20 protein-coding genes are annotated in these 20,592 nt (G+C 55.8%); 2 read left to right on the forward strand and 18 right to left on the reverse strand.

Annotation, left to right across the window (positions count from 1 at the left end):
• Positions 1-96: 96 nt before the first annotated feature.
• Both F3J40_RS01595 and F3J40_RS01600 read right to left on the reverse strand, forming a co-directional pair.
• The gene (locus tag F3J40_RS01595; protein ID WP_167012261.1) at positions 97-1,707 is read right to left on the reverse strand and encodes an ABC transporter ATP-binding protein; all 1,611 of its coding nucleotides are present in this window, start codon (positions 1,705-1,707) and stop codon (positions 97-99) included.
• Between the two features lie 172 nt (positions 1,708-1,879).
• Positions 1,880-3,292: an EmmdR/YeeO family multidrug/toxin efflux MATE transporter gene (locus F3J40_RS01600; RefSeq protein WP_369410905.1), complete on the reverse strand. Its 1,413-nt coding sequence runs from the start codon at positions 3,290-3,292 to the stop codon at positions 1,880-1,882.
• Between the two features lie 192 nt (positions 3,293-3,484).
• Between F3J40_RS01600 and F3J40_RS01605 the strand changes: the two genes are divergently transcribed.
• On the forward strand, positions 3,485-4,939 hold the full coding sequence (locus tag F3J40_RS01605; protein WP_017347123.1) for an AMP nucleosidase: 1,455 nt from the start codon (positions 3,485-3,487) through the stop codon (positions 4,937-4,939).
• Positions 4,940-5,094: 155 nt separating this feature from the next.
• Here F3J40_RS01605 and F3J40_RS01610 read toward each other — a convergent pair whose 3' ends face one another.
• From F3J40_RS01610 to phnF, 15 genes are all read right to left on the reverse strand, one after another.
• Positions 5,095-6,393, reverse strand: a complete 1,299-nt coding sequence (locus F3J40_RS01610; RefSeq protein WP_240155286.1) for an NCS2 family permease — start codon at positions 6,391-6,393, stop codon at positions 5,095-5,097.
• Between the two features lie 392 nt (positions 6,394-6,785).
• Positions 6,786-7,670: a phosphonate ABC transporter, permease protein PhnE gene (gene phnE / locus F3J40_RS01615; protein WP_167012265.1), complete on the reverse strand. Its 885-nt coding sequence runs from the start codon at positions 7,668-7,670 to the stop codon at positions 6,786-6,788.
• Positions 7,671-7,673: 3 nt separating this feature from the next.
• Positions 7,674-8,528, reverse strand: a complete 855-nt coding sequence (gene phnE / locus F3J40_RS01620; RefSeq protein ID WP_017347113.1) for a phosphonate ABC transporter, permease protein PhnE — start codon at positions 8,526-8,528, stop codon at positions 7,674-7,676.
• A gap of 136 nt (positions 8,529-8,664) precedes the next feature.
• Positions 8,665-9,594: a phosphonate ABC transporter substrate-binding protein gene (phnD, locus tag F3J40_RS01625; RefSeq protein WP_167012267.1), complete on the reverse strand. Its 930-nt coding sequence runs from the start codon at positions 9,592-9,594 to the stop codon at positions 8,665-8,667.
• Between the two features lie 26 nt (positions 9,595-9,620).
• Positions 9,621-10,448, reverse strand: coding sequence for a phosphonate ABC transporter ATP-binding protein (phnC, locus tag F3J40_RS01630; protein WP_167012269.1), 828 nt, complete (start codon positions 10,446-10,448; stop codon positions 9,621-9,623).
• Between the two features lie 81 nt (positions 10,449-10,529).
• Complete coding sequence (gene phnP, locus F3J40_RS01635; protein WP_167012271.1) at positions 10,530-11,300, reverse strand: phosphonate metabolism protein PhnP; 771 nt, start codon at positions 11,298-11,300, stop codon at positions 10,530-10,532.
• Positions 11,291-11,833, reverse strand: a complete 543-nt coding sequence (phnN, locus tag F3J40_RS01640; RefSeq protein ID WP_017347109.1) for a ribose 1,5-bisphosphokinase — start codon at positions 11,831-11,833, stop codon at positions 11,291-11,293. Before phnN ends, phnP begins: the two co-directional genes overlap by 10 nt.
• Positions 11,833-12,969, reverse strand: coding sequence for an alpha-D-ribose 1-methylphosphonate 5-triphosphate diphosphatase (gene phnM / locus F3J40_RS01645; protein WP_167012273.1), 1,137 nt, complete (start codon positions 12,967-12,969; stop codon positions 11,833-11,835). The genes phnN and phnM overlap by 1 nt, the downstream gene beginning before the upstream one ends.
• A complete protein-coding gene (gene phnL, locus F3J40_RS01650; protein ID WP_017347107.1) occupies positions 12,966-13,670 on the reverse strand; it encodes a phosphonate C-P lyase system protein PhnL in 705 nt (234 codons plus the stop codon). Before phnL ends, phnM begins: the two co-directional genes overlap by 4 nt.
• An 11-nt stretch (positions 13,671-13,681) precedes the next feature.
• The gene (gene phnK / locus F3J40_RS01655; RefSeq protein ID WP_017347106.1) at positions 13,682-14,443 is read right to left on the reverse strand and encodes a phosphonate C-P lyase system protein PhnK; all 762 of its coding nucleotides are present in this window, start codon (positions 14,441-14,443) and stop codon (positions 13,682-13,684) included.
• A complete protein-coding gene (locus F3J40_RS01660) occupies positions 14,433-15,281 on the reverse strand; it encodes an alpha-D-ribose 1-methylphosphonate 5-phosphate C-P-lyase PhnJ (protein WP_017347105.1) in 849 nt (282 codons plus the stop codon). The genes phnK and F3J40_RS01660 overlap by 11 nt, the downstream gene beginning before the upstream one ends.
• Positions 15,274-16,350 (reverse strand): carbon-phosphorus lyase complex subunit, encoded by a 1,077-nt coding sequence (locus tag F3J40_RS01665; protein WP_167012275.1) that lies wholly within the window; start codon positions 16,348-16,350, stop codon positions 15,274-15,276. Before F3J40_RS01665 ends, F3J40_RS01660 begins: the two co-directional genes overlap by 8 nt.
• A complete protein-coding gene (phnH, locus tag F3J40_RS01670) occupies positions 16,350-16,925 on the reverse strand; it encodes a phosphonate C-P lyase system protein PhnH (RefSeq protein ID WP_167012277.1) in 576 nt (191 codons plus the stop codon). Before phnH ends, F3J40_RS01665 begins: the two co-directional genes overlap by 1 nt.
• Positions 16,925-17,371: a phosphonate C-P lyase system protein PhnG gene (gene phnG / locus F3J40_RS01675; RefSeq protein ID WP_167012279.1), complete on the reverse strand. Its 447-nt coding sequence runs from the start codon at positions 17,369-17,371 to the stop codon at positions 16,925-16,927. The genes phnH and phnG overlap by 1 nt, the downstream gene beginning before the upstream one ends.
• A complete protein-coding gene (gene phnF, locus F3J40_RS01680) occupies positions 17,371-18,084 on the reverse strand; it encodes a phosphonate metabolism transcriptional regulator PhnF (protein WP_167012281.1) in 714 nt (237 codons plus the stop codon). Before phnF ends, phnG begins: the two co-directional genes overlap by 1 nt.
• Positions 18,085-18,454: 370 nt before the next feature.
• On the opposite strand from phnF, the gene F3J40_RS01685 reads away from it, so the two are divergent.
• Entirely contained in the window at positions 18,455-19,030 is a 576-nt protein-coding gene (locus F3J40_RS01685; protein WP_167012283.1) for a hypothetical protein, read from the forward strand.
• A gap of 282 nt (positions 19,031-19,312) precedes the next feature.
• Here F3J40_RS01685 and pepT read toward each other — a convergent pair whose 3' ends face one another.
• The gene (pepT, locus tag F3J40_RS01690; RefSeq protein WP_167012285.1) at positions 19,313-20,545 is read right to left on the reverse strand and encodes a peptidase T; all 1,233 of its coding nucleotides are present in this window, start codon (positions 20,543-20,545) and stop codon (positions 19,313-19,315) included.
• Positions 20,546-20,592: the final 47 nt, after the last annotated feature.

The following is a 20,592-nucleotide window of genomic DNA, read 5'->3' on the forward strand; positions in this document are numbered from 1 at the left end:
GAATACACCGATCAAAACCGATCGTAATTTCGTCATGTGAAAGCGCTGAAAACGGGAAAAACACGTAGAAAGAGGTTAAGACTCAGTGACAGTCCTTCAGTCGCCTGCGTGGCCGGGGATCGCTGCCACCAGTTTTGCCGTGTAGCTGTGCTGCGGCTGGCGGAAGACCTGCTGTGGCGTTCCCTGTTCAACAATTTGCCCCTGATAAAGCACCGCAACCTGATGGCAAATCTGACTGGCAACGCGGAGATCATGGGTAATAAAGATCATCGCGACCTGCGTTTTGGCCTGGATCTCCTGCAACAGCGTTAAGACCTGCGCCTGTACCGAAACATCCAACGCTGAGACCGACTCATCGGCTACCAATAGCAGCGGGTCAAACATCAAGGCACGGGCGATACCAATACGCTGCCGCTGTCCGCCGGAAAATTCATGGGGATAGCGATCCAGCACGCCTGGCTCCAGCCCCACCAGGCGCAGTAATTGCCTGGCTTTGCGTTGGATCTCTTCAGCACTCATTCCCCCGAGCGCACGCGGCCCGGCGGTGAGGATCGTTTCGATGGTGTGGCGCGGATTGAGCGAGGCAAACGGGTCCTGGAAAACCATCTGGACCCAGCGGCGCAGCGGCCGAAAAGCCTGTTCGCTCAGTTGCAGAATATCGCGTCCGTCGAACAGCACTTCTCCGCTGTCGGCAGGTAAGAGGCGCAACAGCACGCGCCCAAGTGAAGATTTGCCGGAACCGGACTCGCCGACAATGCCCAGCGTTTCCCCTTTTTTCAGGCTAAAGCTGACCTGATTTAACGCCTGCACTTTACGTGCCGCGCGCCAGCCACCTTTGCTGCGATAGGTTTTACACAAATTGGTGACGCGCAGCACCTCAGGCGCACTCTCCGGCAGGCACTGCGCTTCCTGGCGCAGGCGTGGTACGGCCGCCACCAGCTTGCGCGCATAGGGATGACGCGGCTGATGCAAGACCTGCTCAGCCACACCGGACTCCACCATGTGCCCCCTTTCCATCACGATCACCCGGTCGGCAATCTCTTCAACCACGCCAAAATCATGGGTGATAAACAGCACGCTCATGTTTTTCCGCTGCTGCAAACGGCGAATCAGCTGCAATATTTGCGCCTGAGTGGTGACATCCAGCGCTGTGGTGGGTTCATCGGCAATCAGGACATCGGGGTCGAGGGCCAGCGCCATCGCAATCATCACGCGTTGGCGCTGGCCGCCAGAAAGGCGAAAGGGATACTGGTGCTGCATTTGGCGCGGTTCGGGCAAACCAACCTCCTCCAGTAGCGACAACACTTTGTCACTCTGGCTGGCGCTGTCACCCACATTGTGCGCCTGGAGAACTTCACGGATTTGAGCACCCACGGTCATTAGCGGGTTCAGTGCAGAGAGCGGGTCCTGGAAGATAATCGCCAGCGATTTTCCCTGCCGCTGCCGCAGTTGCTCCGGTGTCATTTGCAGTAAATCGTTGCCGTGCAGGGTAATGGTTCCGCTCTGGATGCGTAACGCCGCCGGTAGCAATCCCATGGCAGCATGGGCCGTGACCGATTTACCCGAACCGGACTCGCCAATAATGCACAGGATTTCCCCTGCATACAGCGAGAAGCTGAGATTCTCCACCGCATTCAGGCGGTCCATCCCCTTCGGCAGAGCAACAGTAAGATCGTTTACGGCAAATACCGGCGTGCAGTTTTCCATACCAATCGACCTCTTAGTGAAGTGACGGACAGTTCAAAACAGCTTGAGTTATAAGGTAATTTGATCAGCGACTGCGGGGTAAACCATGACATAAGTCAGAAGGAAGGAACTAATAGCTTTTACTTATTTACTAAAAGCATAAGGGCGCAGCCTGCTGCTACGCCCCTGTGTTTTACGACTTTTTTGCCACCATCTTTCGGTAGTTATTGAGCCATTTGCCGCTGGTTAATCGCCACCAGAAACAGACGCCGCGCACCGCCCAGTCAAAGAACATCCCAAGCCAGACGCCATATACTCCCATGCCAAACTGAATCCCCAGCAGGTAGCCCGCCACAACGCGCATGCCCCACATGCTGAACATCGAGACGTACATGGTGTAACGGGCATCACGCGCGCCTTTTAGCCCTGCGGGCAGTACCCAGGATGCCGCCCAGAACGGCATAAAGGCGGCGTTAAGCCAGATAAGATGCTGTGTCACCGTAATCACTTCGGGATCGCGGCTGTAGAACCGCGCCAGCAGGCCGGAGAGCGGCACCGTGGTAAACGCCAACACGCACAGGAACAGGTTTGCCAGCCAGAAGACGTGCATGATTTGGCGACGCGCCTGGAACACCTGACCTTTGCCAAGGCGCTTGCCGGTGATAATGGTAGAGGCGGACCCCAGCGCATTACCGGGTAAATTGATCAGTGAAGCCACCGAGAAGGCAATGAAGTTACCGGCAATTTCACTGGTGCCCATGCCAGCCACAAACACCTGCGTCAGGAGTTTACCGCCGTTAAACAGCACCGATTCGATGCTGGCGGGCACGCCAATGCCCAGCACTTCACGCAGAATATTGATGTCCCAACGGCGAAAATAGCTGCGCAGCGTAATACGCAGCGAGGAGTTCACCCCCGCCATCAACACGGCGATCACCGCAATCGCCCCGATATAGCGCGAAATGGTGAGCCCCAGCCCCGCGCCGACAAATCCCAGCCCGTGCCAACCCAGACAGCCATAAATCAACACGCTACTGATGGCGATATTGAGGATGTTCATGCCGCCGTTGATCAACATGGGGATTTTGGTGTTGCCTGCGCCACGCAGTGCCCCGCTGCCAATCAACGCGATTGCCGCAGCAGGATAGCTCAACGCCGAGGTTTGCAGATAGCTCAGCGCCAGCGCTTTCACCTGGGGATCGGCGCTGCCCGCAATGCCATCAATAATCAGATGGCCCCAGACTTCAATGCCGACCACCAGCAGCACAGAGAGCACCGTCATCAACCCCAGCGACTGACGTGCTGCTGCCCTGGCGCGCTTCCCGTTACGTTTTGCCAGACTAAAGGCCACCACCACGGTGGTCCCCAGATCTATCGCGGCAAAGAACGAGATAATCACCATGTTGAAGCTGTCGGCTAACCCCACCCCGGCCATCGCTTCCTTGCCAAGCCAGCTCACGAGGAAGGTACTGAGCACCCCCATGAGCATCACGCACAAGTTTTCCATAAAAATAGGCACTGCCAGCGGCGTGATTTCGCGCCACATCAACGTGCGAAAGCTACGGCGTTTCGGATACCAGGCCGTGCGCTTGATCGCGCGTACCACTGCTACACCAGGATTTTGCAAGGGAATAACCAAATCATCAGAAAGATGGGAAGTGAGTTCTAATCATGATAGTCCGCAGGCAAACTGGCAAATAATTTCCAGCACTATTAAATCCTGATTACAAACTTTTTTTCGTCTTACACGGAAACCAGATAAGCTGTTAAAAAGCCACTGAACTGCAAGGAGTCACCTATGCCTGGAACCCGGCAACATCTCAACAGCCAGCAGGCGCTGGATGAACTGGAACGCTTGTATGATAACGCGGTGGCTGCACTGCGCGGTGCCATCAAGACCTTCACTGAACAGGGAACCTTACCGGATGAGGCGCAACGTGCTGCGGGGCTGTTTGTTTACCCGGAACTGCGTATCACCTGGCTAGGGGAAGGCCCGCAGCAGAACCGTACCCGCGCCTGGGGGCGGTTCACGCATACGGGCAGTTACAGCACCACACTGACGCGCCCTAAACTGTTACGTCCTTATCTCAGCGAGCAGTTAGCGATGCTGGAAAAAGAGTACCAGATCGAAATTAGCGTTGGCCCTTCTAAGCAGGAGATCCCCTACCCGTACGTGATAGACGGCTCCGACCTGACGCTGGACCGCACCATGAGCGCGGGTATCGCTCGCCACTTCCCCACCACGGAACTGTCGTTGATTGGGGACGAGACGGCGGATGGTCTGTTCCATCCTGATACTGAATTCCCGCTGTGCCATTTTGATGCTTTGCGCACCGATTTCTCTCTGGCGCGTCTGCGTCACTACACCGGCACTGAAGTGCAATATTTCCAGCCGTTTGTGCTGTTTACCAACTACACCCGCTACGTTGACGAGTTTGTCAGTTGGGCGATTGAGCAGGTACGCGATCCCGCAACCCCCTATGACAGCCTGGTGTGCGCCGGTCAGGTGGTGATTGATCCGGCTACCCCAGACAGCGATGCAATGCTTTCTGACCTGGCATGGAAAAAACACCAGATGCCTGCCTGGCACCTCACCGCCCCTGGCCGTCGCGGGATTACGCTGATCAATATTGGCGTTGGACCGTCGAATGCGAAAACCATCTGCGATCACCTGGCGGTGCTGCGCCCGAATGCCTGGCTGATGATTGGTCACTGCGGTGGCCTGCGCGAAAGCCAGACCATCGGCGATTATGTGCTGGCCCATGCTTATCTGCGTGACGATCACGTTCTGGACAGCGTATTGCCGCCGGATATCCCCGTGCCGAGTATCGCAGAAGTCCAGCGCGCCCTGTATGACGCCACCAAAGCCGTCAGCGGTATGCCCGGCGAAGAGGTCAAACAGCGGCTGCGTACCGGTACGGTCGTCACCACCGACGACCGCAACTGGGAACTGCGCTACTCCGCCTCTGCCCTGCGCTTTAATTTGAGCCGCGCGGTCGCCGTGGATATGGAGAGCGCCACCATTGCCGCTCAGGGCTATCGCTTCCGCGTCCCTTACGGCACTTTGCTGTGCGTATCGGACAAACCGCTACACGGCGAGATCAAGCTGCCCGGCCAGGCAAATCGGTTCTATGAAGGCGCGATTTCCGAGCATTTGCAAATCGGTATTCGTGCGGTAGAACTGCTGCGCGCCGAGGGGGACAAGCTGCACTCACGCAAACTGCGTACCTTCAACGAACCCCCGTTCCGTTGAGTTAATTAGTCGGGCTGGCCGTCCATCTATTCTTCCCGAAGGGCGTATGGATGGACGGTGGAAAATCGTCATCGTGTAGGCATTCACCTCAGCGCAAAAAAAAACCGAACACCCAGAGGGCATTCGGTTTCTTGAAACGCGGGAGGAGCGGCGAATCAGGCGCTCAACCAACCCAGCTTAATCACAAACAGCAGCGATAAAATCACCAGCGCAATGTTGATCTCTTTCAGGCGGCCGGTCAGCAATTTAACCACGGTCCAGGTAATGAAACCGAAAGCGATACCGTTAGCAATCGAGTAGGTCAGTGGCATGGTCAATGCGGTGACGGTCACTGGCGCTGCGGTGGTGATATCTTTCCAGTCGATTTCGGCCAGACCGGAAGTCATCAGCACTGCCACAAACAGCAGTGCAGGCGCGGTCGCATAAGCAGGTACGCTAGAGGCCAGCGGCGAGAAGAACAGGCTCAGCAGGAACAGAATCGCCACGACTACCGCTGTCAGACCAGTACGACCACCGGCACTCACACCGGCAGCAGATTCTACGTAGCTGGTGGTGGTTGAGGTGCCTAACAGTGAACCGAACAGCGCAGCCGCACTGTCTGCTACCAGAGCACGGCCCATTTTTGGCAGGTTGCCCTGCTCATCCGCCAGTCCTGCACGTTTGGTCACACCCAGCAGGGTGCCGGTATTATCGAACACGTCCACAAACAGGAAGGCAAACACCACACTCACCAGGCCAACGTTCAGGGCGCCTTTAATGTCCAGTTGCAAGAAAGTCGGTGCCAGTGAAGGCGGAGCAGAGAACACGCCCGCAAACGGGGTCAGGCCCAGCAGCATCGACAGAATGGTAATCGCCAGAATACCGATCAACACCGCGCCAGTCACGCGACGTGCTTCCAGTACCACAATGATCAGGAAACCGAGGATCGCCATCAGTGGACCCGGCTTGGTGAGATCGCCCATACCGACCAGGGTCGCTGGGTTATCTACCACCACACCCGCACCTTCCAGGGCAATCAGCGCCAGGAACAGACCTATGCCTGCGGCAATGCCGGCACGCAGTGGCAGTGGGATACTGGCAATAATCCATTCACGAATTTTGAAAATCGACAGGGCGAAGAACAGCACAGCGGAGAGGAATACCGCACCCAGCGCGATCTGCCAGCTGTAGCCCATGTGCAGCACCACAGTGTAGGTAAAGAAGGCATTCAGGCCCATACCCGGTGCCAGCGCGATCGGATAGTTGGCAATTAAGCCCATCAACAGCGAGCCAATCGCCGCCGCGAGACAGGTCGCGACAAACACCGACCCTTTATCCATCCCGGTTGCGCTCAGGATCGACGGGTTCACAAACAGGATATACGCCATCGCCAGGAAGGTGGTCAGCCCGGCAATCACTTCAGTACGCACCGTGGTGTTGTGCGCTTTAAGCTGGAATAGTTTATCTAACATCATCATCTCTCATTCGAGGAGACGGCACACAGGTGCTTTCTCTCTTGCCAATAGGGAATATGCATACGCATTATTGTTTTGCGCTAAAAAACGACGCCGGGACGGTATGCTCGCCTCGGCTATCGCGCGGGGAGAACCCACATCATGGGGTCAGCGCTGCTGTCCGTTGCGACTCTCCCGGTATAACTCCCTGATAGCATAGCAAGCGCTATGCCATTACAGCGTTTGCAACGAAAACGGTTGCGTATCCTGATTCAGAATCCTCTGAACCAAATGAAAGCGCGATTATGGTGCATCGCCCGGTAAATGTGCAACGGATTTAATCGTTTGCGTCGGGCTGAGAGCGTAATCACGCAGGCCGTTTTGACCTGCGTGCTACGTAATGGGAGGGTTTTTTAATCAACGCTTTGCGGTTGCCATAACGGCACCGGCTTACCGGTAATGTAGCGCTTGCGCAGACGACTGGAGATCACGTCCATCGTCATGACCACCACCACCAGCACTAAGGTAATGAAGGTGACGACATCCCAGTTCCATAACCGCATGTTCTCGGCATAGACCAGCCCGACACCGCCCGCACCCACAAACCCTAACACCGCTGCCGAACGGGTATTGGACTCAATCTGATACAGGCTCAGGGCAAGAAAACTGGGGAATGACTGGGTAAAAATGCCGAAACGGTGCTTTTGCAGGCTGTTTGCGCCCACCGCCCCAAGTCCACGACTGGGGGAACGCTCTACCGCTTCATGGCCTTCGGCATACAGTTTCCCCAGCAGGCCAACGTCCTGCATGATGATCGCCAACGCCCCAGCCAGTGGCCCCATACCCACCGCACGCACGAAAATCAGCCCCCAAATCGCCATATCGATGCCGCGTAAAATATCCAGCAGACGCCGCACCACTAAAGCCACTGGGCGCAAAGCAGGCTCATGCATCACGTTGCGTGCCGCAAAAAACGAGAGGGGCAACGCCAGCAGTGAGGCGGTAAGGGTCCCGGAGAAGACGATCGCCAGGGTGATACCGATCTGCGAGAAGTAATAAGCAAACGGCCAGTTGGCGACATCCTGCCAGATAAACATGCGGACAAAATAGTGCCCGAGCTGCTCCATACCTTGCGCAGCGCGCGCCCACGGAATGCCGAAATAGAGAAAGAACAGCAGATAGTAGACGGCAATCGCTAATGCCACTATGGCCAGGCGGCGCAGATAGCGCGACTGCGCGCTGAACAGTGCGGCATGCTCCTGCTTAATTTTGTCGAGATCGGGAACCAGCGTCATCATTGTTTAACCCTCAACTACGCGACGGCGTAACCAGCCAGACAGCGTATCCAGCAGTGAAACCACAATTATGATCAGCAGCATGGTGATGCTCACCTGATCAAAACGGTCGAGTTTGATATTGGTCATCAGCTCCTGACCGATGCCCCCTGCTCCCACCAGCCCGAGAATGGTCGATGAGCGGAAGTTGATTTCAAGGCGCATAAAGCTGTAGGAGAGAAACAGCGGTTTCACCTGCGGCCAAAAGGCAAAGCGCATCCGTTGCAGACGTGAGGCACCACAGGCAGCCAGCCCACGCACCGGCTTGTCAGACGCGCTTTCGATCGCTTCATAAAACAGCTTGGTCAGGCTGCCTACGGTGTGCAGCGCTAAAGCCAAAAATCCCGGAATCGCACCAATGCCAAACGCCATGACGAACATTACCGCCCACGCCAGTTCCGGCATGGTACGCAGAAAAGCCACCAGAGAGCGAATGGCGAACCGAAGGCCTGGTGGGGATTGGGTATTATCGGCCGCGAAAAATGCGAGTATGCCCGCGATAAAGACGGAAATGATGGTGGAAGCCAGCGCCAGTTGGATGGTTTCCCAAATCAGCGGCAGTTGGAAATGCAGGCGATAGCCCCAGTAGGCCAGTGAGCCTTCCGTTTTGCCATCGGCAAACAGCAGCGGCAGATGCAAGACCGGCATGATTTCATACAGGTAATCAAAAAAGTGCGGCAATGATTGCCAAATGGTGAGGAGATTGAACTCCGCCACCTTCCCCGCCGCCAGGTACAGGGCCACCAGCAGTAACGACCACAGCAGAGAATCACGTTTCTGCTGGCTACGGATACGTTGGTAATAGCGTTCGAAATCAGTCAAGAGTGTCTTCTCTGGTTTTAAGGTCCCCTCACCCTAGCCCTCTCCCACAACTGGGAGAGGGGGCAGATGCATGCACCACTCAGCTCCCTCTCCCGTTTACGGGAGAGGGTTGGGGTGAGGGAAAGGGAGTAGGAAATTAGCTGCGGCTGTCTTTCATCAGGTCACGCTTCATATCAATGATGTTCTGATAATCCGCCACGGTCGCAGGGCCGATATGCTGTGCGCCGCCCACGGCTTTCATGAAGCATGCGTGATCGTTCTTATCCAGATCTTTAATCGCCTGAACCAGCTTCGCTTTGAATGCCGGTGGCAGGTTATTGCTCACCAGAATCGGGCCGTTAGGGATCAGCGGTGAAGACCAGATAATGCGGATTTTTTTCATCAGGTCAGGCTGGTCCATACGCATCATGCGTGTGAAAGCGCCTGAGGTGTATCCCTTGTTGTAGTCACCCACCAGTGAAGTCCAGGTCACCGCGCCTTCAAACTGACCATTTAAGACGCCGAGAATGTCCTGCTCGTGGCCGCCTGAGAAGGTTACGCTGGAGAACGTGCCTTTGTATTTATCGTCTACGCTGCCACCAAACTCTTTCTTAAACGCCTGGTTAGGCATCAGGAAGCCTGAGGTTGAATCAGGATCCGCCATACCAAACGATTTACCTTTCAGATCTTCCAGCTTTTTATACGGGCTGTCGGCTTTAACAATCACCACCGAGTGATAACCGCGCGACTGATCTTTGTCATCAACCACCAGGCCCACAACGTCCACCGCTTTTGGATCCTGGAGGTAAACAGAAGCATAAGAAGCAGGAGACATGCTCAGCACCATGTCGATTTTTTTACCTAACAGGCCCTGAATCACCCCAGAGTAGTCAGAAGAGTTGTTGAGTTTGGTATCGACATTCAGCTCTTTATCAAAGAAATCTTTCACACACTGATTATCACCAATCTGCTGGGTGGCATTTTGGCCGCCCAGAATCCCCAGATTCAAGGTCTTTGGAGCATCTGCTGCGTGCGCGCCAAAAGTCACCAGAGCGCCAGTCAATAAAGCTAATGTTGTCAGTTTCATTCGAGGTTGTTCTCTTGTCGTAGGCGTTAATGGAGCTGGTTGATTTCATCACCGTACAGCGCATGTAACAGGCTGTCGGTAAGGTCTGAAGGATGTCCGTCGAACAGGACTTTGCCGCGCTGGATACCGATCACGCGGGTGCAATACTGCTTGACCAGTTCAATCGAGTGCAGATTGACCATCACGCTGATGCCCTGCTCGCTGACCTGACGCAGCACATCCATGATGCGCTTGGTATTTTTCGGGTCGAGAGAGGCAACAGGCTCATCTGCCAGCAAAATTTTTGGGTTCTGCATCAGTGCGCGGCAGATGGCAACGCGCTGCATCTGGCCACCAGAGAGGTTTTCCGCTCTTTGCAGCGCCTGGGGTAACATGTTCATCCACTGCAACAGTTCGATGGCACGGGCGCGGTCAGTATCGGGAAACACTTTGAAAAAGGACTTAAGGGTCGAGGTCTGGCTCAGGCGTCCCAGTAGCACGTTGGTTATCACATCTAACCGGGGTACCAGACAAAAATCCTGGAAGATCATGCCGCACTCACTGCGCCATGCCCGCATCTGGCTGCGGTTTAACTGGGCCACATCCTGCGGCTGTTCGCGATTACTGAGGTTGTAAATGGCACCCTGCGAGGTACTGATAGTGCCATTCAACATGTGCAGCAGCGTCGATTTTCCTGCGCCGGAACGGCCAATCACTGCCACCAACTCACCCGCATGAAGATCGAAACTGACGTCATCCAGCACGCGGTTTTCACCATACGCTTTGCACAATCCCTGGACCGACAGCACCTTATGCCCGCTGGGGCTAAACGGCTGAGGGTTATCAAAAGCCGTTTTTAATATTGCCTGCGCCATACTCATTCATCCGTTTACGGTAGTCTGAAATTGAGGCCTATTACGGGCAAGCGGGATGAAAGCTGAATGACACTCCAGTGATCAAACTGTGACAGGTTGAACTACCCCTAATGACAGCGTCATACCATCCCGTGCGGGCAGTACGTTGTCAGGCAAAGGGTTGTCCTGGAGCCAGTTGTCCATTTCGTGACTGAGGTGGGTCAGCCAGGCAAACCGTGGCTGGAGCCGCTCAATGATCGCCAGTGCCCGCGTAATATCGTTATGATTGCCCGCCGCTTCGCGTGGCGGGTCATTACAGTCAATCACCAGGTGTTCAATGCGCTGCCCACGCAGGAAGTCGGCGGTGTCAGGCGGGAGCCCGCAGGTATCGCACAGCCATGCGAGCCGCGCCCCTTGCCAGTTAAACAGATAGCCGTGCGTGAGCTTCGAGTGTTGCAGCGGCAGCGGGGTCACCTGCAATTCACCAAAGGCGTGCGGCACGAAAGGGGTTAATGAGGGGCGGAAATCCAGCAGGCCCGGATGCTTATACAGATCATCACAGCCCTTCTCATCCGGCGGCCCCCACACCGGGATGGGTCGCCCAATGCCCCAGCGCAGGGCGAACAGCCCCTGCACGTGATCCATATGGTAGTGGGTCAGCAGAATGCGCGACAGGCTGCCTGGCGGAAAACGCTGTGCCAACTGCGGCAGTCCGGCATCGAGCAAAATGCGCTCCTTCCCGGCCTCAATCAGCGCACTACAGGGGGCACGATGCCAGCGACGATCGCTCAGCGCCCGTAAACACGCCAGACAGTCGCAGCCGGGCACCGGTGCCCCCGTCACACCGCCAGTACCGAGAAAAGTCAGTTGCATCCCGAACCCTCCAGAAGCTGGCGCAGTTGAAGCACGGTGTCACTCAATGCGCCATCGTTGTTCAGTTGATAGCAGCCCGGCGGCAGCGGCTGTGCGGCACGCGCCAGCCGTCGGGCAATCTCTTCCGCCGTTTCCCGGCCACGCTGTTGCAGGCGCGCCGCCAGTACAGGTGCAGATACCGTCAGACAAACCGGCACCAGTTGTTCGCCGTAGCGCGCCTGCGCCTCGGGCAAGTGCAATCGGGAACCGTTAACCAGCACGTCCAGCCCGCGCTGGAGCCACAGATCCACTTCCACACCAATGCCATACTGATGACCGTGCGCCTCCCAGCGCAGTGCAAACAGATTGCTGGCGGCACGCAGGCTAAATTCAGCGGGCGTCAGGGCGATGTGATTTTCCCCGCCCGCATCGGCAGCACGGGTAATGTAACGATGAGCGATCAAGAGTCTGGCTGGCGGCACTTCCCGCAAGGCGTTGAGCAGTGAATCTTTGCCCGCGCCAGACGGCCCGGTAAGCCAGATCAGGCGCGCCATCAGTACACCTGCCTGCCCTGATTCCACACATGACGAATGTGTGGATGACCATGATCGGTATGGACCAGCACCAGATCCGCACGTAATCCTTCGGCAATCACCCCGCGATCGTTTAACCCCAGCGCCCGAGCCGGGTTACGCGTGACGAGAGCAACAGCATCTGCCAGGCTCAGCCCATTGTGTTCATCTGCCGCCAGACGGAATGCTGCATCCAGCAAGCTGGCGGGATAGTAATCCGATGAAAGGATATCCAGCAGTCCTTCAGCGGCCAGTTGCCATGCCGCGACGTTGCCGGAGTGCGATCCCCCCCGCACGATGTTCGGTGCGCCCATCAGAATCTGCATACCGCAGGCGCGTGAAGCACGAGCCGCTTCCAGCGTGGTAGGGAACTCCGCAATCTGGCTGCCGACCTGGTGGGATTCGGCCACATGGGCGGCGGTAGCGTCATCGTGGCTGGCAATGGCAATGCCTTTTAGTCGACACAAACCGGCAATCGCCTGGCGATTGGGCTGCGACCATTCGGCGGCAAACGCCAGTTGTTCTCGCTCGAACGCATCCATCTGCTCATCGTTCAAATGATATTTGCCCTGGTAGTAATCGCGGTATTTCTCCAGCGAGGCATACTGCCGTTGGCCTGGTGAGTGATCCATCAGGGAGACCAGTGCCAGTTCCGGCGTACTCATCAACCCTTCAAACAGCGGTAACGTACTGAAGTGCGGCAGTTCACAACGTAAATGCAGCAGGTGGTCCGCCCGGTTCAGCCCTTTGCGGTTGCTGTCACGGATGGCATCGATCATCTTATCGAGGTTTTCCCGGCGGTGGCCGCCATCGCGCACATCACCGACGCCAATCGCATCCAGCACTGTGGTAATACCGCTGGCGACCATCAGCGCATCATGGCTGCTCATCGCCGAGTGGGCTGGCCAGTCAACTTTGGGGCGTGGGGTAAAGAATTTATCCAGGTTATCGGTATGCAGTTCAACCAGGCCGGGCAACAGGTATGCGCCTGCGCCATCCAGTGCGGCCGGGGAGCGGCTGGTGCTCTCGCTAAAACTGGCAATGCGCCCATCCCGCATTTCGAGTGATCCATTGACCACTTCATCCGCCAGCACCAAAGCCACATTATTGATAATCATACTGCTACTCCTGCATTCACCGGCAGCATGACGTGCAGGCGATCCGCCACCCGTTCACGCACGCCTTCATCATGAAAAATACCGACAATGGCGGTGCCGCGAGCACGCGCCTGTTCAATCAGTTCGACGACCGCTGCGCTATTGGCGCTGTCGAGTGAAGCCGTGGGTTCATCCAACAACAACACCGGATAGTCGGCGATAAACCCGCGCGCAATATTGACGCGCTGCTGTTCACCACCGGAAAAGGTCGACGGTGCCAGCGCCCACAAACGTTCTGGCACATTCAGTCGCGTCAGCAACTCTTTGGCTCGCTTCTCACAAAAGGCGCGTTCGACGCCTCTTTCCAGCAGCGGTTGCATCACAATGTCCAGCGTGGTAACGCGAGGGATCACGCGGAGAAACTGGCTGACCCAGCCAACCGTATGGCGACGGATCGCGATGATCTGCCGCGCCGGAGCCTGAGCCATATCGACCCACTCCCCCTGATGCTGTAACCAGATATGGCCGCTGTTGGCCTGGTAATTACCGTACAGCGCGCGCAGCAGGGTCGATTTACCACTGCCGGAACGGCCATGCAGCACCACACATTCACCGGCAGCCACTTCCAGCGAGGCATTCTGTAATACTGGCAGCATCACACCGTTCTGGTTATGTAACACAAAGGTCTTGCACAGCTTTTCTACCCGCAGTTGTGTTTTCATAATGAGCCCCGTTAATTAAGCACTGAAGAGACCAGCAGTTGGGTATAAGGATGATGGGGATCGTCCAGCACACGGTCGGTCAGCCCATTTTCCACAACGCGTCCTTGCTTCATCACCAGTAGCCGGTGGGCGAGTAACCGTGCCACGCCGAGATCGTGCGTCACAATCACCACCGCGAGGTTGAGTTCCCGCACCAGAGTACGCAGCAAATCGAGTAAACGCGCCTGCACCGAAACATCCAGTCCGCCGGTCGGCTCATCCATAAACACCAGTTTGGGTTGAGTCACCAGATTGCGGGCGATTTGCAGGCGTTGCTGCATCCCGCCAGAAAATGTCGTGGGCAGATCGTCAATACGGTTGGCGGCAATTTCCACTTCCTGCAACCAGTGCGCGGCGGTCGCCCGAATCTCGCCATAGTGGCGCTGCCCAATGGCCATCAGCCGTTCGCCAATATTGCCGCCCGCCGTCACCTGCGGGCGCAGGCCATCCAGCGCATGTTGATGTACCACGCCCCATTCAGTACGCAGCAGACGACGGCGTGCGCTTTCATCCTGCTGATAGAGATCGTTACCCTGGTAGTGAATCGTGCCTTGCTGCGGTATAAGTCGTGCCGAGAGGCTTTTGAGCAGCGTGGTTTTGCCGGAACCCGACTCCCCGACAATGCCTAACACCTCACCGGGATAGAGATCGAAACTGACCTGTTCAAAGCCTTTGCCCGGTGCGTATAAGTGGGTCAGGTTATTGACGGCGAGCAGCGGTTGTTCATTGTGCATTTTTCTGTTCCTGCTGCTGATGGCAAAAATCGGTATCGGAGCACACAAACATGCGCGTGCCCTGGTCATCCATTACCACTTCATCCAGATAACTGTGGCGCGAGCCGCACAGTGCGCAAGGTTCTTCCCACTGTTGCAGGGTGAAGGGATGGTCGTCGAAATCGAGACTTTCCACTTTGGTGTAAGGCGGCAGCGCATAGATGCGTTTTTCTCGCCCGGCCCCAAACAGTTGCAATGCCGGCATCATGTGCATTTTGGGATTATCAAATTTCGGGATCGGCGAAGGGTCCATTACATAGCGATCGTTCACTTTGACCGGATAGGCGTAGGTGGTGGCGATGTGACCATAACGGGCAATATCTTCATAGAGTTTCACCTGCATTACGCCGTACTCCTCCAGCGCGTGCATGGTGCGCGTCTCGGTTTCACGCGGTTCGATAAAGCGCAACGGCTCTGGGATCGGCACCTGAAACACCAGCACCTGATCCTCTTCGAGTGGTGTCTCCGGGATACGGTGACGCGTCTGGATCAGCGTAGCGTCCCGCGTACGCTCAGTGGTCGCCGCGCCGCTGACGCGCTGGAAGAAGCGGCGAATCGACACCGCATTGGTGGTGTCATCTGCGCCCTGGTCAATCACCTTCAGCACGTCCCCATCGCCAATAATACTGGCGGTGATCTGAATCCCCCCGGTTCCCCAGCCATAGGGCATGGGCATTTCTCGTCCGGCAAACGGCACCTGATAGCCTGGGATCGCCACCGCTTTCATTATTGCCCGGCGAATACTGCGCTTGGTCTGCTCATCCAGATAGCCGTTGTTGTAGCCCTGTAACTCAGCCATGTTGGCGTTCCTCATACTCCTGACGCAGTTTTTTCAGCAGTTCCAGTTCGGCCTGGAAATCGACGTAGTGCGGTAATTTAAGGTGAGAGACGAAGCCTGCGGCCTCAACGTTATCGGCATGCGACAGCACAAACTCTTCGTCCTGCGCCGGGCTGGTGATGCGTTCAGAATATTCACGAGTCTGCAACGCGCGATCGACCAACGCCATCGCCATGGCTTTGCGCTCTGCGCGTCCAAACACCAGACCATAACCCCGCGTAAACTTTGGTGGCTGGCTCTCCTGATGGGTGATGCCATTCACCATTTCGCATTCGGTCAGCAGGATCTCACCGATCTCAAAGGCAAAACCCAGCTCTTCCGGGCAGATTGACACGCTGAGATAACCCGTGCGGATCTCGCCAGCAAACGGATGGGTACGGCCATAGCCGCGCTGGGTTGAATAGCCCAATGCCAGCAGAAAGCCTTCATCGCCGCGCACTAACTGTTGCAGGCGAGCTGAGCGTTCGGCAGGAAAATCCAGCGGCTCCCGCGTAATGTCGCGTGGTTCGCTGCCATCATCCTGTTCGGCAACCGCCAGCTCCTCTTTGCTCATCATGGTGAACACGTGAGGGCAGGATTGCGCCAGCGCGTCTCTGTCCTGGGGGGAGACCGGGGCTTCGCCGTTGGCAAGCAGCGTGAAATCCAGCAGGCGGTGGCTGTAATCGTAGGTGGGTCCCAGCACTTGCCCACCGGGCAGATCTTTATAGATGGCCGAGATGCGTCGCTCAATGCGCATCTCACCGGTTGGCAGCGGCAAACTGTCTGCCAGGCGTGGCAGCGTAGTGCGGTAGGCGCGCAGCAGGAATATCGCCTCCACCAGATCGCCGCTGGCTTGTTTGATCGCCAGCGCGGCCAGTTGTGGATCGAAAATGCCGCCTTCGGTCATCACGCGATCGACCGCCAGCCCTAATTGCTGTTCAATTTGGTCACAACCCAGTTCATCCACCTGGCGTTCACCGCGCCGTAAATCTGCCTGCAACTGGTGGGCGTTGGCTATCGCCTTTTCGCCCCCCTTGACCGCAACATACATCAGCACACCTCCACGTCAGTGGTCCGTGGCAATGCCATCATCGCTTCACCACAGGTGAAGATCAGGTCAACCCCCTGCGGGAACGGATGGGGACGGTTGCGCAGGTACTCAATCACGCTTTCGGGTAACTGTGGGGCAATGGCTCTGACTTCACGCAGGCCAGGACCACTCAGGCGCAGGGTCAGCCCGCCATTCAGTGAGGGGACTTCGACGATAAGCGTAGTGCTTTTTTCCGGAGAGAGGTTGTCACCTGCGGCAAAGCGCGTCGGGGTGGGCGCAGCCTGATGATGGCTGAGCGCAAACAGAGCATCGGTGCTGTCGGTGATCGGCGCGCCGGTATGAAAACGGACGTTATCACGCAGCTGATCGTTGTCTACCGCCGGGTCGATCCATAACGAGCTTTCCTGATCCACCAGCGTTAGCAGGACCGCCGTGGCGGCCGGGGACAATGCGCCCCATCCCTGCTGGAGCGGCAAAGAGACCATCACTCCGGGTTCGCTCATCGCTTTGAGAATACGACGAAAAGCACGTTGGGCATCAGCCACCGGATGGTTAAAACTTGCCAGTAATGTCATTAATTATCTCCACGAACCAGGGTAAAGAAATCCACTTTGCTGCTAGCCACTTCGCGAGCGCGTAGCTGACGCTGCTCCGCCTGAAGTGCCGCCAGCGGCGTAACAATTTTTTCCATCAGCAGCGCGCGGGTTTCCACCTGCTGTAGCAGCGCATCCAGCAGCGCACAGCGCTCTGCATGGGCTTTATCACGGCCTAAAATGTAGCTGTAGCCCAGGGTGCCGTCTGCCAGCACCACGACGGCACGCGTCAACGTGGCATCGCCCATAATAAAACGCTGACCGGTGGCACCGGCGCGTGCCTGAAGGCGAGTCAGGCCAATTTCAGCCGGGCGTACCAGGGTGAAATCAGGTTTCAGTTCCAGCGTTTGCCAATGGGCATCCAACTGCTCTGCCGTACTGTGTGACAGTACAGAGAGCCAATGCTGGCGGGCGGTTTGCTGTTCCATTAATGCTCCAGAGTGAGTTCAATCATGTCACCGCGCGTCAGGCTGATGGAGTACTCCACCGGCAAGCCGCGCGCGTTTTTATTCAGGGTGCGTACACAAAGCAGTGGCGCATGCAGGGCAATCTCTAGCTGCTGGCACTCTTTGGCCTGTGCGCGGCGGGTACTGATGCGGGTCTGGCTGCGCTGGAGTGGCAGATCCAACTGTTCGCGCAGGAAGTCGTGCAGCGAGCCATGCTGAAAACGCTGGAGTGTTTCCCAGTGATCGAGATTGCCGAGGTAGTGATTGATCACGCTGACCGGAATGCCGTTGACCCGGCGCAGCGTACGCAAATGGATGATCTCATTGCCCTCGGTTACCCCTAACGCGCTGGCAATATCGCTACTGGCGGGGCGCAACACAGCCAGCAGGCGTTCACTGGTTGGGCAACTGCCCTGCTCCAGCAGGTTCTGGCTGAAGCGCGCCTGAGCGTGCAGTGGATAATCAAAGGGCCGCATCAGTACCAAAATCCCGACGCCGTGGCGGCGCTGGAGCAGGCCTTTTTTCACCAGCTCATCGACTGCACGGCGCAGCGTGTGTCGGTTAACTTCATAGTGATCGGCCAGTTGTTGCTCAGAAGGTAAATAGTCACCGCTGCGATAACGGTCGTGCAGCGTCTGTTCCAGTTGCGCTGCAACAGCCTGATACACAGTGGTCGGATGTCTGGATATCTCCATCACTGACAAATCTCCATCGGTTTTCGGGTGGAGTAATGCAACACGGGATGCTGCGTAATGGCGGTTAGCTTGCAGCAGTGAAATGACAGAACCGTGACTGACCAGTGACGGCTTAGTGAATCTACCTGAGCGGGGAGTTTGCCCGAATAAGCCAACAAAATGCGGCCGCAACCGCAAGGGTTTCGAGAGGGATCGCAAAGCGAGAGAGTGGTAAGTGAAGTTAACCCATTCTCGTGGTAAAAAAACCACAGCCGATAAAAACGCAATAAATTTTAAATTAAGAAAACAGCTAATTAAAAATTCTGAAACCGTCAAATAAACGCAGTTTTTAATTAAGAGAACAGCTAACACAATCTCACAGGAAAAACAGATGGGGTTAAAGAATCAGAGCACAACGCAACAACATTTGATCGAAGGTAACATTGGTATTAATGATGCGCGTGTAGATAATGCTATTGCTTCTCTCAGTGAAAACACTGCGCATAGCAAGGTTATCATTCGCTTTTATCATAATGCTGGCGGTGCAATTGAAACCACGCTCCGTCTGACAGAAGCAATTAAACGCTGTCATCCACATCGTCAGGTCATACTGGTTTTTAAAGGCTACGTAGCCAGTGCTGCTGCCTTTATCCTGGCGACGTTCGCCTTTAGGGCCACCCCTGCACCGAATGTTATCGTGATGAATGAGGGGCCAGTTTGCGTAGTGTTTCATAAACCGCGAGTCGTAGCAGGAAAATACCTCTACTTTTCAAATTCTCTTTACGCCAGCCAGTTATACAATGACACGTTAGAGTTTTTAAAATTGATTACACCACGTTTTGACGAACTGTTTTTTCGAATGATGAATTATTGTGAACGAAAGAAAATCCCGCTTGCTCCGCATATGTCGTCCGTTTACGCTATGAACGGTGATGTAACGTTAATATTAAAGTCAGGTAAATTATGAAGAATATTGACACCCGAAGTCCGATCAGCCCTAAACGTTATCGCAGGAAAATGAGAAAGTTAATTGCCGAAGGCTGCTCACCCGCCCCAGAGCCGTTAAGCCCGGAGATATTACGCCTGTTGGACATTATTTATCAGGAGGCTCAGGAGCAAATCAGAACCACGGGAAAATGTGACTTCCTGATTTGTTGAAGCAAACAATGATGCGCGTAGGGGGGGATTCCGTGATAATCCCCAGGCGTGGTTTTGCGCCGTACTTGACGGTACGACGCAAAACGTATTCTCAGTGGCTCTTCTTCTGCGCAGCCAGCTCAGCCAGACGCAGAATCACCTTCACGCTCTGCTCCATCACATCCAGTGAAGCGAACTCGTGTTTTCCATGGTAGTTATAGCCGCCGGTGAAGATATTCGGGCACGGCAATCCTTTCCAGGACAGCAGTGAGCCATCAGTGCCGCCACGAATCGGTTTCACTTTCGGCTCAATGCCGCAATCACGCATCGCCTGAAGCGCAAGCTCAATAATGTGAGGATAGGGTTCCACTTTCTCACGCATGTTGAAATAGCTGTCGCTGAGCTTCAGCACCACCGAACACCCCGCCGGTAGGCCGGTATTCAGTTGGTCAGTGATTTGCTGGAATTTGGCTTTGCGCGCCGCAAAGCCGTCACGGTCAAAATCACGGATGATGTAAAAGAGTTCGGCGTGCTCAACGCTGCCGCTCAGGCTATTGAGATGGTAGAAGCCTTCATAACCGTCAGTAAACTGCGGCTTTTCCTGCGCAGGGACTGCTGCATGAAAACGCGTAGCAAGATCCAGCGCATTGACCATCACCCCTTTCGCGGTGCCAGGGTGCACATTGTTACCGGTGATATGCACTTTAGCGGAAGCGGCGTTGAAGTTTTCATATTCAAATTCACCGAGGTCGCTGCCATCCATGGTGTAGGCCCAGTCGGCGGCAAACGCTTCGACGTCAAAGTTCGCTGCGCCACGGCCAATCTCTTCATCCGGGGTAAAAGCAACGCGAATAGCACCGTGTGGAATATCACTCTGCGCCAGCGTGGCCAGCGCGGTCATAATTTCCGCTACCCCGGCTTTATCATCCGCACCGAGCAGCGTGGTGCCATCGGTGGTGATCAAACGGTGTCCATGCAGCCGGTTCAGCACCGGGAACACAGCGGGCGAGAGAATTTCACCGCTGGTGCCGAGTGCAATGTCGCCACCCTGGTAATTCTCAATGATTTGCGGTTTAACATTTACCGCAGTGAAATCCGGTGAGGTATCCATATGCGAGATGAAGCCCACCACTGGCGTTGGCCAGTCAACGTTCGCCGGCAACGTGCCCATCACCACACAGTGCTCGCTGAGCGTCACATCAACACACCCTATTTCCTCCAGTTCTTTCTGCAACTGACGCGCCAGCACCCACTGATTATCGCTGCTGGGTGCCTGCTTTGAGTGCGGATCAGACTGCGTTTCTACCGCAACATAACTAAGAAATCGATCGAGTAACTGTTTCATGCAGGTTCCTTGTTCCGCGCCGATCAACAGGCCGTTGATCGTAAGTT

The organism is Candidatus Pantoea multigeneris (assembly GCF_011752615.1).
Taxonomy (GTDB): domain Bacteria; phylum Pseudomonadota; class Gammaproteobacteria; order Enterobacterales; family Enterobacteriaceae; genus Pantoea; species Pantoea multigeneris.

Excerpts from the sequence above, each read along its gene's own strand:
- F3J40_RS01595 (WP_167012261.1), bottom strand. The coding sequence starts at position 1,707 with ATGGAAAACTGCACGCCGGTATTTGCCGTAAACGATCTTACTGTTGCT.
- F3J40_RS01605 (WP_017347123.1), top strand. The coding sequence starts at position 3,485 with ATGCCTGGAACCCGGCAACATCTCAACAGCCAGCAGGCGCTGGATGAA.
- F3J40_RS01610 (WP_240155286.1), bottom strand. The coding sequence starts at position 6,393 with ATGATGTTAGATAAACTATTCCAGCTTAAAGCGCACAACACCACGGTG.
- phnE (WP_167012265.1), bottom strand. The coding sequence starts at position 7,670 with ATGATGACGCTGGTTCCCGATCTCGACAAAATTAAGCAGGAGCATGCC.
- phnD (WP_167012267.1), bottom strand. The coding sequence starts at position 9,594 with ATGAAACTGACAACATTAGCTTTATTGACTGGCGCTCTGGTGACTTTT.
- phnC (WP_167012269.1), bottom strand. The coding sequence starts at position 10,448 with ATGGCGCAGGCAATATTAAAAACGGCTTTTGATAACCCTCAGCCGTTT.
- phnP (WP_167012271.1), bottom strand. The coding sequence starts at position 11,300 with ATGCAACTGACTTTTCTCGGTACTGGCGGTGTGACGGGGGCACCGGTG.
- phnN (WP_017347109.1), bottom strand. The coding sequence starts at position 11,833 with ATGGCGCGCCTGATCTGGCTTACCGGGCCGTCTGGCGCGGGCAAAGAT.
- phnM (WP_167012273.1), bottom strand. The coding sequence starts at position 12,969 with ATGATTATCAATAATGTGGCTTTGGTGCTGGCGGATGAAGTGGTCAAT.
- phnL (WP_017347107.1), bottom strand. The coding sequence starts at position 13,670 with ATGAAAACACAACTGCGGGTAGAAAAGCTGTGCAAGACCTTTGTGTTA.
- phnK (WP_017347106.1), bottom strand. The coding sequence starts at position 14,443 with ATGCACAATGAACAACCGCTGCTCGCCGTCAATAACCTGACCCACTTA.
- F3J40_RS01660 (WP_017347105.1), bottom strand. The coding sequence starts at position 15,281 with ATGGCTGAGTTACAGGGCTACAACAACGGCTATCTGGATGAGCAGACC.
- F3J40_RS01665 (WP_167012275.1), bottom strand. The coding sequence starts at position 16,350 with ATGTATGTTGCGGTCAAGGGGGGCGAAAAGGCGATAGCCAACGCCCAC.
- phnH (WP_167012277.1), bottom strand. The coding sequence starts at position 16,925 with ATGACATTACTGGCAAGTTTTAACCATCCGGTGGCTGATGCCCAACGT.
- phnG (WP_167012279.1), bottom strand. The coding sequence starts at position 17,371 with ATGGAACAGCAAACCGCCCGCCAGCATTGGCTCTCTGTACTGTCACAC.
- phnF (WP_167012281.1), bottom strand. The coding sequence starts at position 18,084 with ATGGAGATATCCAGACATCCGACCACTGTGTATCAGGCTGTTGCAGCG.
- F3J40_RS01685 (WP_167012283.1), top strand. The coding sequence starts at position 18,455 with ATGGGGTTAAAGAATCAGAGCACAACGCAACAACATTTGATCGAAGGT.
- pepT (WP_167012285.1), bottom strand. The coding sequence starts at position 20,545 with ATGAAACAGTTACTCGATCGATTTCTTAGTTATGTTGCGGTAGAAACG.